This window comes from Ruegeria sp. CDSB136 (assembly GCF_059610965.1).
Map to the genome: position 1 here is coordinate 52,224 of NZ_JBXWOP010000016.1, position 12,224 is coordinate 64,447.

9 protein-coding genes are annotated in these 12,224 nt (G+C 59.2%); 5 read left to right on the forward strand and 4 right to left on the reverse strand.

Annotated features, from left to right (window positions below):
- Positions 1-54: 54 nt before the first annotated feature.
- The 5 genes from AC2FIR_RS17000 to AC2FIR_RS17020 all read left to right on the forward strand — a co-directional run bounded on the left by AC2FIR_RS17000 (position 55) and on the right by AC2FIR_RS17020 (position 4,115).
- On the forward strand, positions 55-942 hold the full coding sequence (locus AC2FIR_RS17000) for a MurR/RpiR family transcriptional regulator (protein WP_170613630.1): 888 nt from the start codon (positions 55-57) through the stop codon (positions 940-942).
- Positions 939-2,027: an aromatic ring-hydroxylating oxygenase subunit alpha gene (locus AC2FIR_RS17005; protein ID WP_496744849.1), complete on the forward strand. Its 1,089-nt coding sequence runs from the start codon at positions 939-941 to the stop codon at positions 2,025-2,027. Before AC2FIR_RS17000 ends, AC2FIR_RS17005 begins: the two co-directional genes overlap by 4 nt.
- Before the next feature lie 64 nt (positions 2,028-2,091).
- Positions 2,092-2,910: an aspartate racemase/maleate isomerase family protein gene (locus AC2FIR_RS17010; RefSeq protein WP_496744851.1), complete on the forward strand. Its 819-nt coding sequence runs from the start codon at positions 2,092-2,094 to the stop codon at positions 2,908-2,910.
- A gap of 52 nt (positions 2,911-2,962) precedes the next feature.
- A complete protein-coding gene (locus AC2FIR_RS17015) occupies positions 2,963-3,703 on the forward strand; it encodes a sulfotransferase-like domain-containing protein (RefSeq protein WP_496762784.1) in 741 nt (246 codons plus the stop codon).
- Positions 3,704-3,731: 28 nt separating this feature from the next.
- The gene (locus AC2FIR_RS17020; protein WP_170613638.1) at positions 3,732-4,115 is read left to right on the forward strand and encodes a carboxymuconolactone decarboxylase family protein; all 384 of its coding nucleotides are present in this window, start codon (positions 3,732-3,734) and stop codon (positions 4,113-4,115) included.
- Between the two features lie 52 nt (positions 4,116-4,167).
- Here AC2FIR_RS17020 and AC2FIR_RS17025 read toward each other — a convergent pair whose 3' ends face one another.
- The 4 genes from AC2FIR_RS17025 to AC2FIR_RS17040 all read right to left on the reverse strand — a co-directional run bounded on the left by AC2FIR_RS17025 (position 4,168) and on the right by AC2FIR_RS17040 (position 11,791).
- Entirely contained in the window at positions 4,168-5,814 is a 1,647-nt protein-coding gene (locus AC2FIR_RS17025) for a hypothetical protein (RefSeq protein ID WP_496744853.1), read from the reverse strand.
- Between the two features lie 77 nt (positions 5,815-5,891).
- A complete protein-coding gene (locus AC2FIR_RS17030; RefSeq protein ID WP_496744854.1) occupies positions 5,892-10,310 on the reverse strand; it encodes a WD40 repeat domain-containing serine/threonine protein kinase in 4,419 nt (1,472 codons plus the stop codon).
- Positions 10,311-10,325: 15 nt separating this feature from the next.
- On the reverse strand, positions 10,326-10,790 hold the full coding sequence (locus AC2FIR_RS17035; RefSeq protein ID WP_170806019.1) for a hypothetical protein: 465 nt from the start codon (positions 10,788-10,790) through the stop codon (positions 10,326-10,328).
- Positions 10,791-10,903: 113 nt separating this feature from the next.
- Positions 10,904-11,791: an adenylate/guanylate cyclase domain-containing protein gene (locus tag AC2FIR_RS17040; protein ID WP_496744856.1), complete on the reverse strand. Its 888-nt coding sequence runs from the start codon at positions 11,789-11,791 to the stop codon at positions 10,904-10,906.
- Positions 11,792-12,224: the final 433 nt, after the last annotated feature.

Consider the following 12,224-nt stretch of genomic DNA (forward strand, 5'->3'; position numbering starts at 1 on the left):
CCGAGTCGCGTTTCTGCTCGACAGGCTAATTCCACAAATGTACCATCGTCAATCATGAATGACACAAATGTATCATCAATCGTTCTGAACCGCCTGAGTCAGGAGTGGGACGCCCTCACCCCCGAGGCGCAGAAAGCCGCGCGTTATGTGCTGGAAAACCCAAGCGACGTTGGGGTCTCGACCGTGCGCGAGATTGCCGAAGCGGCAAAAGTGAAGCCCAACACCTTTGTCCGCATGGCGCGTCAGGTCGGCTTCGATGGGTACGAGGATTTCCGCGCGCCCTTCCGCGAAGCGATTCGCAAGGGCAGCGTGTCGTTTCCCGACCGTGCCCGCTGGTTGCAGGACATTGGCAAGTCGGGCGAACTGGGCGGGCTTTACGCCGATATGGTCGGCGCCGCGATTCGCAACATCGAAGAAACCTTTGCCGGTATCGACGCCACAAAGCTGAAAGCTGCCGCAGAAGACATCTGGAACAGCCGCCAGATCTTCACGCTGGGCGTCGGCGTCAACAACTCGAACGCGCGCAATTTCACCTATCTGGCCTCGACAGGGATGAAACAGTTCCACGCCATCCCGCGACCCGGCTCGACCCCGGTGGATGATCTGGCCTGGGCCGATGAACAGGACGTTTTGATCGCGATCACCTGCCGCCCCTACCGGACCGAGGTGATCGAAGCGATCAAGCTGGCCCGCCAGCAAGGCCTGACCGTCGTTGGCATCTCGGACAGCCCGGCCAGCCCGGTGATCCTGAACGCACATCACGGTTTTGTCGTCGCCGCCGACACACCACAGTTCTTCCCGTCCTCCGTTTCGACCATCGCTTTGCTGGAAACACTGCTGTCGTTCGTGATCGCGGTGTCCAGCGATGAGATCGTCGAGCGGGTGGAACGGTTTCACCAACGCAGACACCAACTTGGCCTCTACGCGGAGGAGCCCGAATGAACGCCCCCCTGACCCATTCCCTTGACGCCCGATACTATACCGATCCCGCCATATTCGGGCAGGAGTTGCAGGGTCTGCTGGCCCGAACGTGGCAGTTCGCGGGCCACATCGCGCAGATCCGCGAGACCGGGGATTACTTCGCCTTCGAGATCGCCGGGCAAAGCCTGTTCTGCATCCGCGGCCGCGATGGCGAAATCCGCACCTTCTACAACGTCTGCCAGCATCGTGCGCACGAGATGGTCACCGGTGCGGGCAACACGCGCGTCGTCGTCTGCCCCTATCACGCCTGGACCTACGAGTTGTCCGGCCAACTGCGCGCCGGTCCCAACATCAAATCCGTCCCCGGCTTTGACCGCAGCGCCATCTGCCTGACCTCTGTCCGCACCGAGGTCTTCAACGGCTTTATCTTCGTCAATCTCGACGATGACGCCGCACCTATGGATGAATGGTATCCCGGTGTGCGCGAAGAAATCCGCGCCTTTGTTCCGAACATCGACAATCTGGAACCGCTGGAATGGGTGGAAATTCCGGAAAACTGCAACTGGAAGGTCAGTATCGAGAATTACTCGGAATGCTACCACTGCCCGACCAATCACCCGACCTTTGCCGAAGGCGTGGTCAAGCCCGAGACCTATGACATTCAACCCGACGCAAGCGGCGGCTATGTGCTGCGTCACACGACCGAATGTCAGAGCCTGGAAAAGATGACCTACCCTATTGACCTGTCAGTACCGCATGCGGGCGATTACCAGTCATGGTTTCTGTGGCCGATGTTCTCGTTCCAGTGCTACCCGGGCAACGTGCTGAACACCTATCACTGGCGCGCGGTCGACGCCGACCACTGCACCGTCTGGCGGGGCTGGTACACCGAAGGCGGGTCGGAAAGCGCGGTGATCCGGCAACTGGCCGTACAGGATCGTGAAACAACGGTCGAGGAAGACATCCGCCTTGTCGAATCCGTGCACCGCGGGCTCAAGTCGCGCGGCTATCGTCCCGGCCCGCTGGTGCTGGACCCGGGTTGCGGCGTGATGTCGGAACATTCGATCGCCAAATTGCAACAATGGATGCGCGAGGCCGTCGAATGACGCCGGTGCCTTTGTCCCAAGGAATGCGTCGAGTTTTCTCATCCTTCGAAAGGACAGGCCGATTATGCTGATGCCCGGAGAATGGCGGCCTGAACACAAGCTTTTTCCTTATCAGGTCGGCTTCACCTCTCCGCCGTTCGATTTCGATGCCGCGCCATCGGACTTCCTGCGCATGTGCCCCGAAACCGTCGGCGTGCATGGCTGGATGCTGCATGTCCCGGATTACGTCCACGGGCTGGATCAGCGGAAAAAGAACTTTGGCATGCTCGAAGATTTCGTGCATTGCATGTCACGCAATGGCGTGGATGTCTGCGGTCAGGTCGGGTCGAACTGGGTCCATGCCTGCGGGCTGGGCGTCGACGGGGTGCGGCAGCACTGTGCTGATTTGTCCGACAAACACGGCACGGAGTTTCACATGGCAGGCTATGCCATGGTCGAAGCGCTTCGGGACATGAACATCGAGAAGGTCGCCCTTAACGCGGCCTATCACTGGCCCGAATGGTGGCAGGGCACCGTCGGCTTCCTGCGCGAGGCCGGGTTTGACGTGGTCTGGGCCGGCAATTTTCACGATCAGGGTTGGTTTTCCAGCCAGGAAGAGGTCAACAGTCATCGCTGGGTGTTCGACGGCGATCTGGCCCGCCGCAGTTTCGAATATGTTGCCGACAAAGCCCCGAAGGCCGACGCGATCCTGATCAACGGCATGTGCAATTTCCGAACCGGTCCGGGCGGTCTTCCGCAACGTCCCTTGCATCTGGCCGATGATCTCGAGGCCGCAATCGGCAAGCCCGTGATCGGCCACGACATCGCGCTGTACTGGCGCATCTTCAAATCGCTTGGCATCGCACCCCAAACACCTCACGGGCAGCTTCTGCGGCGTCTGTAGCCGGGATTTTGCCTTGTACAAAGACAAGAATGGCAGTCGAAAGGTCGTTCAAATGCACCAAATCTTCGCGCTCTGGGCTGTACCCCGGTCAACCTCGACGGCCTTCGAGTGGATGATGCGCCAGCGCGGCGATCTCGATTGCCTGCACGAACCCTTTGGTGAAGCGTGGTATCAGGGCGAAGAACCGCTTTGGCATCGCTTTCGGCCGGGCGAAAAGACCACGCCGGGCCTGACCCTTGAAAGTGTCTGGGAAGACGTCCGGGCGCGCGCCCGCAAGGGGCCGGTGTTCCTCAAGGATTTTCCGCATTATATCAACCACATGTGGGATGCTGAGCTGCTGTCTCATTTCACTCACGCTTTCCTGATCCGCGATCCTGCTAAAACGATCACTTCCATGTACCGGCAATGGCCGGACTTTGCCGAAGGCGAAGTCGGCTTCCCCGAACAACGCGCCCTTTTTGATCTGCTGACAGCGCTAAACGGCACCCCGCCGCCCGTGATCGACAGCGACGACTTGCTGGAAGATCCGCACAGCATGACGCAAAAGTTTTGCGATTCCATAGGCATACCATTCATTGAAGACGCTCTGACCTGGGAGGCTGGCGGCGATCCGTCTGCCCATAGCTGGTGGGATGGCGGATCGTTTCACGCCAATCTGGCCAACTCCACCGGCCTTGCGCCACAACCACGCAAGCACATCTCGATCGAAGATGCACCCGAAATGGTCCGGCAGGTTCATCGCCGGATGAAGCCGCATTATGATCACCTGTACAGGCATCGCCTGAAGTCCTGAATTCACCCAAACCAACCGGAGGTTCCGAATGGCGAACATCTTTGACGAAGACCTTTTTCTGATAGGACTGGAACAGCGAAAAGCAACGCTGGGCGCTGAATATGTCGAGAAAAATCTGGCAGCCGCCGACGATTTCACCCGCCCTTTTCAGGAAGCCATGACCGCGTGGTGCTGGGGGTTTGGTTGGGGCGATGACGTCATCGACGCAAAGACGCGTTCGATGATGAACCTCTCAATGATCGGCGCGCTCGGCAAGATGCATGAATGGGAAATCCACTGCCGGGGCGCCATCAACAACGGAGTCACCACCGAAGAGATTCGGGCAATCATTCACGTGATCGGCATCTATTGCGGCGTACCGCAGGCGCTGGAGTGTTTCCGGGTGGCGCGCAAGGTCATTGAACAAGGCTAAGGCCGTCAACGGTGTGGGGCCGGTTTGCCCCGCACCTTAGACTCCGAGGTTCTTACGCGGCGGCCAGGTTTTTCTGACGACAGTAGCAGGACGCGCGGATCGGAACGTCCGCACGCGCGACCGCCTTGTCGAGCTGGAGCTTGATATGCGCTGCCTCGACCGTTTCGCCACGCCGCGTCAGACATTCATGCAAACCATGCAGGCTCCAGACATTGCCCGGATGCTGACAGGCCCGGCTGAGCGTTGCATCAAGCCCCAGATCGGCACGATAAACCGCCTCGGCTTCTTCGACCTGCCCCTGTTCAAGTAACAGCGCGCCCAGCGCATGGCGGGTCGGCTGCATCCAGCCCCACGGCTCGTCATATGGCAGGTTATCGTCGATCCCGACCGATCTGCGCAGGTGTTCAAAGGCCGTTTCAAACTGACCCTGATGATAGGCCAGCTCGCCCAGCATCATCCGTTCGGCCACCTTCAGGATATCGCGGCAGGTGTTATTGAACAGCATCCGGCTGTCCGGCACCCGATCCAGCGCCTGATAGAACAGGTCTCGTTCGGTCTCTGCTTCGTCCAGACGCTGAGTATTGGCCAGCGCCACCGTTCGCGCGTACCGCATCATAGCGCGCGTGACGCTGTACAGCTCTTCATCGTCGGGCAAGGACTGATCCAGAATATCCTGCCATCGCCCGAACCGGATCAACACGTGCTGTTTCATCGGGATGAAACCCTCGAACCAGTCTGCCATTGGGCGCAGCGTTTCTGACGGCAGGGTCGCGATCAGTTCATCGGCCGCTTCGAGCGCGGCAGTGGGCTGACCCAGAAACATCGCGCCGTAGATTTTAAAATGGTAGTTGTGACACCGGTAGACCGAATAGAAATTGTCCGCTCCCTCGCGTTTCAGAAACTTCCGGTCCGCCACAATTGCCGCTTCGTTGCGCAGCACCACATTCATGTAATCCCCGCAAAGCACGTCCACGTGGGTCGGCATATGCAGCAGATGGCCCGCATCAGGCACCAAAGTGCTCAGCGCATCGCCATGGCGCAATGCCCGCTCGGGGTGCGGGGACATCTCCATAAGGTGAATATACATGTGCAACAGCCCGGCATGTGCCCAGGCACCCGGAAGCGTTTCGAATGCCTTGTCGAGAACGGCGATGGCCTCTTCGGTGTCTGCACCCTCGGCCGGTTGTCCTGTCGGCAAATCCCAAAGCTGCCAGGGTGTGCGGTTCATGATCGCCTCGGCAAAAATCGCGCAGATATCCGGATCGTTTGGGTGTTTTGCATGGACCTCGCGCATGGCATTGGCAAAGGCGTCATTCCAAGGCGCAAAGTCCGCAATCTCTGCCGTCTCGGGATAGCGCACCGACAACGCTTCGATCAGGGCACGTTCGGCCGGAGTAACATCATCCAGCAACGCCAAGGCGGTCTTGACCGAGGCACCGGCCACATCGATGCAGTCAGGCTTTTCCTCTTCCTCGAAAGCCTCCCAGGGTTTGTTGTAGTTGGGGCCGATGCAATAGGCGATGCCCCAATGGGCCATGGCGCAACCGGGATCAGCGCCCACGGCTTTGCGAAAACACGCGATTGCTTCTTCGTGATTGTAGGCATACGTCCAGGCCAGGCCCCGGTCGAACCAAAGTTGCGCCTCGTTTGACGTGGTCGAAACCAACCGGGAGTAGTTTCCAAGGTCGTAGTAGTCCATTGCAGCGGCCTCCTTCTTCCCATTGGCGCAGACTACTACATCGGGCGTTTTGAAGAAAGTGAGCCGCCAGACGCGCGCTAACGCTCCGGTCGATCGCAACTTGTCGATGGTTCCGCGCTGCCCAGATACTGTCCCCTGCGCCTCTTGTCGAAAGTCGGGCCGCCCAGCGCACAGGCAATCTCCAGGCTCAGCCTGTCCCAGATACGGACGGTTCCCTCTTCACCCGATGTCGCAAAGGTCTGGCCGCCGGGCGCCAGAGCGATACGCCAGCTTGGTCCCTTATGTACCCTTTGGACAGGCATGAGCCGCCAATTGGCAACCGTATCCCACCAATGAAGCTCACCGGATCTGTCGATGGCGACCAATGTTGCACCATCCGCCAGAAAGGCAAGATCGGTCGCGCCGCCCTTATGGCCACCAAATGACGCCAGTTCAGCGCCGGTTTGCACGTCCCAGATCTTGACCACCTCGTCGCTCGAGGCGGATGCGATCCGCGCGCTGTCGGCACTGAAAGCAACGCTCCACACGGTATTATCGTCCGCTTCGATAACCCGTTCCAACTGATTACTGGCCGTTATCCAGATGTAGAGTTTTCCGTCCGGTGACGCGGCAGCAACGCGGGTTTCGTCCGGCGAAACCGCAACGCGGTTCAGGGCGATTTCGCCCGGTTCAACCGGGTTGACAGCGATGCTCTCAGACACATCCAAGCGAAACAGTCCGGACCCAGTTGCCGCGAAGAACGCAGAAGGTCCCGCAGCCGCTACCGACCAGACCGGCGTTTTGCCCAGGTTAAAACGCTGCTTTGACTGCATGGTCGCAGTATCCCAGACACGAATGTCGCCGTCTCTGTCACCTGTCACAAGCATTTGGCCATCAGCTGAAAACGCCGCGGCCCAGACCTGATTGCCGTGCCCCCTTAGCAACATGGGTTTCATCGCCGACCCGACATGCCAGATCCAGACATTGCCGTTGTCGTCGCCCACGGCAATAGACGTGCCATTCGGGCTGTACGCTACCCCCAGCGCTTTCGTCCCGTCCGGCAAGGCCAGCATATCACCATCGCCAGGTTCCGGGTTGACCCGCCACAGACGAATCTGCTGATCCCGGCCTAATGTCGCCATCACCGGCGTTTCGCGCGCCACTCCGATATCCACGATACTCTGACTGTGCGCCTGCACCACGTCACCCAAGGGCGACAGGGCTGCACTTTCCATGCGCAGTGTTCCATCGGCACTGGCACCTATCAAAACGTTTTCAGGACCCGAGAAAGTTGCTGCAACAATGGGTCCCGCATCCGGGAACCGTTCGATGATCGGCGCGCCTTGCGGAAACCCGATCGTCGAAACCTTGCCGTTGGTGTGGGATACCGCGAAGGAACTTCCGGTGCTGTCAAAGGACAGATGATCCGGATCAGGTCCAAGCGGGCCGCCCGGGATGGGCAGAAACGCCGGGGCGCATTCCTGGTCAACCCAGCCGAAAATGGCACCATCCACATTTCCCGCGACCAACCCGTCGGACACAGGCGAAAACGCCACCCTTTTGAACCCCAGTGGCATTTTCGCCAGCGGAGCGCCGATCTGCATCCCGGTCAAGACATCCCACAGCCGGACGGTGCCGTCGCCGGTGGCCGAGGCGACCCGCTGGCCGCTTGCGTCGAAAGCCACGCCAAATGCCACGTCATCGCCGGAAAACAGTGTCGTGACCGGGCCGGTCCGGGACGGGATGACATTCCACAGGCGGACATCCCCATCAGTCGCCGCAGAAACAAGTAACGTTCCGTCGGGTGAAAAAGCGAGGTCTCTGATACCACCCGAATGCCCCACCAGTTCCGCCAGAACACCCTCGTCTGCGCTGGAACTGTGAATGATAATACGCCCGTCGCGCAGCCCCACGGCAACTCTCAGGCCCGAAGGGTCAAAGGCCATGGTCTGAGCATCGCCAACTGTCAGCGGGCTGCCCAACGGGATCAGGCCGGGTTTTTCCAGTTGCTGCCGCGCCATCAGCATTGCGGTTCGCGCCTCGGACGTGGAACCGGCGGATTTGGCGCGGGCGATGGCCTCGGCGCTTAGGGAAAGGGCTAGCAGCGGATCGGTTTGCGACAAGCCGTTCGCGGCCGCACCCAGCGCGCGGGCAAACCGCTCGTTGGCTTCGGCGGTGGCCGCAACGGCCATCTCACGGTTGCTTTCCGCAAGCTGCGAGGCGCGAAGCGCCAGAAATGAAGCTGACGTCGCGCCTGCGGCGAGCAAGGCAAGAGCGCCCACCGCAATCTGGTTGATGCGCCGCCGCCGCATCCTGCGCTGGTTGGAGACGGCCAGAGCCCGTTCGCGCGCCTCCCGCGCCGCGTCCAGAAAATCGCGTTCCTGACTGCCCAGCACGTTTTCATGGCATTCGGACCATTCCAGCGAAGCCAGCAGCCGGGTTCCGCGATACAGCAGATCCGGTTCTCGGTCTTCCGCCTGCCACTCTGCCGCGTCGTGCTGAATCCTTTGGCGCATGCGCAGATCGTCGCGGCTGTCCTCGATCCACGAATCCAACCGTGGCCAGGTACGAAGCAGCGCTTCATGCGCGATCTGCACGGATTTTTCATCCACCGTCAAAAGCCGCGCATCCGTCAAAGCCTCGACAACCCGCCGCGTCGTGTCCGGGTCAATGTCACGCTCGACATCGTCTATCGGCAGCAACCGGCGCGTATCGGGTGTGCCTTCGCCCGGAGTGACCAAACGCAGAAACAGCCGTTGCGTTGCCGCCTGCTGTTTCTTGTCAAAACTGCTCGAATAAAGCGTCTCGGCCGTCTGGCTGATCGCGCCCCCAACCCCGCCAGCCTGCCGATAGCCGTCCAGTGACATAACCGCGCCTTTACGCCTGCTCCACGTTTCATAGAGAGAATGCGCCACCAGTGGCAGCGAACCGGCCTCTCGCCCGGCCTCATCAACAATGGCGTCGATCAGAGATCTGTCCATATGCAACCCGGCCGCGCGCGCAGGTTCGCTGATCGCCCTGCGCAACTCGGGGCGCGTCATGGGGCCGACCAGCAACTGGTTCTCGGAAATGCGATCTGCAAGCCAAGGGATTTCAGCGCAAGACGCATAGAAGTCCGCCCGAATTGTCAGCACGATGCGCACGCGGCTGTCGGCTGGATCGGTCATCGCCGACAGGGCTTCGATGAACTTGCCTCTGCGCTCTTGCGTGACCAGCGTGAACAGTTCTTCAAACTGGTCGATACAAATCAGTAGCTCGCCCTTGTTGGCGGTTGCTAGACGGCGCGCGGCGCTGGGATAGGCGATAAAGTCGTTCAGGGAAATCTGGGCCGTCAGATGCGAGTTGTCGCCGATCAGCTGAAAATACAGATCAGTCATCGGATCCCGACCTGGCGTAAAGATGCAAACCCGCCAGTTTTCACTGCCCGATATCGCATTTGCAGCAACCGCCGGCAGAAGACCAGCCCGCAGGACCGAGGATTTGCCACTGCCTGACGAACCGCCCAACACCAGAATGCGACTTTTTTGAAGCCGGCTGACGAGGTCCTCGACCAGATCCTCTCGCCCGAAGAAGTAACCAGAATCTTCGGGCTGAAAGGCAGCAAGCCCTTTATAGGGGCATTCCACCCGGCTTTCCGAAATCTGGGTTACAGCTTCGGATGCAGCCTCGCGCCGGTCGCGATCCAGCGCATCGTTCATTGCACTGCGCCAGGATAACATTTCCTGAAACCGGGCTTCGGGGTCCATCGCCATGCCGTGTTCAATGCAGTCGCGCCACATGTCCGGCAGCCCGGAGATATGTTCAGAAACACGATGGAACGGCGGTGGCGGCCTGCCGGTCAAGACATGCCACATCAACGCGCTGGCGGAATAGATATCCGTCATCGGCGTGACAGGATGCCCATGTTCAGCCTGTTCCGGGGCCTGATACAACGGGGTGCCGGCCATCATGGTCGCGCCGGTCACATCGATCGCAAGATCCTTGGCGATGCCGAGATCGGCTAAAAAGACGCGTTCGTCCGGCTCTACCAGTGCGTCAAGCGAGGCTGAGTTGCCGTTGTCCCTGCTGCGTTTAACCCTTTGCATCAAAACATTCGCGGGTTTGACATCACGATGAACGACATTCGCCTCGTGAACCGCCGATAAGCCATCCGCCAGTGCATCGATCAGAGTGCCCAGACCCTCGCGCCTTGCCAGCACGGCGGGGTCCAATTGCTTAAGCCGCTCGGCCAGAGTCCCACGGTCCGCATAATCCATAACGAAATAAGGACGACCGTCTTCCAGCCGCCCTACGTCATGAACCGACACGACGCGCGGTGACCGGATGCGCCGCAGCAAGCGCGCCTCCTCAAGAAAATGCGCTATGACGCTTTCATTGGCGGCCAGATTTGAATGGAGGATCTTGAGGGTTACAGGAACCTCCAGTTCCTCATCCCGCGCGAGGACAACTGCCGCAAAACCTCCGCTGGCTATTTCCCTTTCGACGGCATACCGGCCAATGAACGCAGGAAAACTCATGTTGCGGTCTGCGTCTTAGAGGTGCTCTTTCACGTCAACGCAATGGAACTTGGTCGCATCCAGGATATTGTGGTCCCGATCGGCGGCAGTCACGCACATCATCGTGCCTCCGTCGCGCGCTGCCGTGGAAGCCGCCTCTTTGGTGACATAGCTCGGGTATTCGTCATGCCGGTGCCAGCGGCCCTGTTCAACGTTGAAATCGCTCTGGGCATTGCGGCCAACCTGTTCGACCGAATAGCTGTCACCCCACCAGGCGTGAAAGTGGTTCTTTGACACATCAGGCGTGAAATTCGCCTCGTAGGTAACCACCAGTTCTTCACCGTTTTTTTCGACCGAAACAATCTGAACCTCGCACCCGTCCACCGGGCAGGCGTTGGGCATCGTGGACTGCGCATAGGCGGTCATGCTGCCGAACAAGGTGATCGCCCCAAAGATAAGACAGCCCCGGCGCACTTGGTTTCCAGAAGAATTCAATGACATCTTTCCCTCCTGAAGTTTGCTGAGACCAACCTTTCGCGCCGATCCTAACATAAATGCAGGTCTCCTTCTGAGACTTTCGCCACAGAAGCGGGAATACGGTACACAGATCATATTCAGCGGCGGACGATTTCAAACTCCAACGGGCGCGCATCGGCGTGCAGGACAGGTAGCGCCGGCGATATCAGCCCGCTGTCAGCCAGCATGACGGTCTCTCGCTTCAGCTGGATTTCCCTTGCGTTTTCGATCTGAACAAAGGTTCCGGACGAACTTCGGTCGGTCAGCGTAAGCTTGCCGCTTTTGACGCTGAATACGGCATGCAGCCGCGAAACCCAGGGCTGAGGCAATATCACGTCGCACTGGTTGGACCTTCCGATGCTAAGCTCTTCGCCCTCCCTGCACCTCCAGGACTGGTCGTCGTGATACAGCACAAGCGTGAAACTCTCGCCCTGTTGTCCCAGCGGAACATCGCCGGATCGGGTTGGCGAATGCATGACCGTACTCAGACCGTCTGTAGCTGCAACCAGGGAATAAGCCCTGACCGGATCGCTGACGCCTTTCAGGCGCAGCGCTCCAATCGGGATCAACTGCTTTCGGATGTTCGATCGCAATCCGGTCACAACGGTTTCGCTCAGACAGGCCTCGCCCGGGTTGGCCGCCGCCGCCAACCGCGCCGTCAGGTTTACGGTTTCGCCGAATATATCATTCTCGGCAATGACGATGGGGCCCTTGTGGACCCCTGCATGAACGGACAGCACCGTTCCCGGGGGCTTGCTGACCATCTCAAGCGCCGCATGAACGGCGGCGGCGTGATCAAAGAAGTAGCAAAGGACGTCATCCCCTTTCTGCCCCACGTCAATTCCGCCAAATTTTCTTGTCACTTCGCGCAGTCGGTCGATCTCGAATTGTATCAGCTTCCGCGCCTGATCATCCTCCATCGACTCATAGAACGGAGTGCTGTCCGAGATATCGGCGATAATCGTAGTGGCGAGCTTGGTATCCAATGTGTTTATCGCATCTGAGTGACTGTGGTCCGAGATATTATGGCACATGGCGGCCTGAACCGAGCGGGTTTGTTACGCACCCGATCGATTTGATTATGAGGCGTACACGCTCCGCCTTCCCATGGCGTTTGATTTGATCCCCAATGGTCATTTCAGATTGGAGTTTGGCCGCGTGTGTTCACACACGCCAAGCTGACAACGGCACGCTGCGTGCAACTGATAAACCAACACAAAAAACTGCGCCACCCGGAACCTGCCACGATCAACACCAGGATGTTTGGCACAATACCCAACCAACAGAATTACCGAGACTTTCTGTGAGACATCTGACCAACCAGAAAACGTGAAGGTGGAAACCAGTTGTTGTTCGGGTCTATTCTTTGGTTGTCGAAAGCGTCGCGCGTTCTTGCAAAGGGATTAGCGCTGCGGCGCC

What these genes read in the sequence shown, in the direction of transcription:
- AC2FIR_RS17000 (WP_170613630.1), top strand. Translation starts at nt 55, where the DNA reads ATGAATGACACAAATGTATCATCAATCGTTCTGAACCGCCTGAGTCAG.
- AC2FIR_RS17015 (WP_496762784.1), top strand. Translation starts at nt 2,963, where the DNA reads ATGCACCAAATCTTCGCGCTCTGGGCTGTACCCCGGTCAACCTCGACG.
- AC2FIR_RS17010 (WP_496744851.1), top strand. Translation starts at nt 2,092, where the DNA reads ATGCTGATGCCCGGAGAATGGCGGCCTGAACACAAGCTTTTTCCTTAT.
- AC2FIR_RS17025 (WP_496744853.1), bottom strand. Translation starts at nt 5,814, where the DNA reads ATGGACTACTACGACCTTGGAAACTACTCCCGGTTGGTTTCGACCACG.
- AC2FIR_RS17035 (WP_170806019.1), bottom strand. Translation starts at nt 10,790, where the DNA reads ATGTCATTGAATTCTTCTGGAAACCAAGTGCGCCGGGGCTGTCTTATC.
- AC2FIR_RS17005 (WP_496744849.1), top strand. Translation starts at nt 939, where the DNA reads ATGAACGCCCCCCTGACCCATTCCCTTGACGCCCGATACTATACCGAT.
- AC2FIR_RS17020 (WP_170613638.1), top strand. Translation starts at nt 3,732, where the DNA reads ATGGCGAACATCTTTGACGAAGACCTTTTTCTGATAGGACTGGAACAG.
- AC2FIR_RS17030 (WP_496744854.1), bottom strand. Translation starts at nt 10,310, where the DNA reads ATGAGTTTTCCTGCGTTCATTGGCCGGTATGCCGTCGAAAGGGAAATA.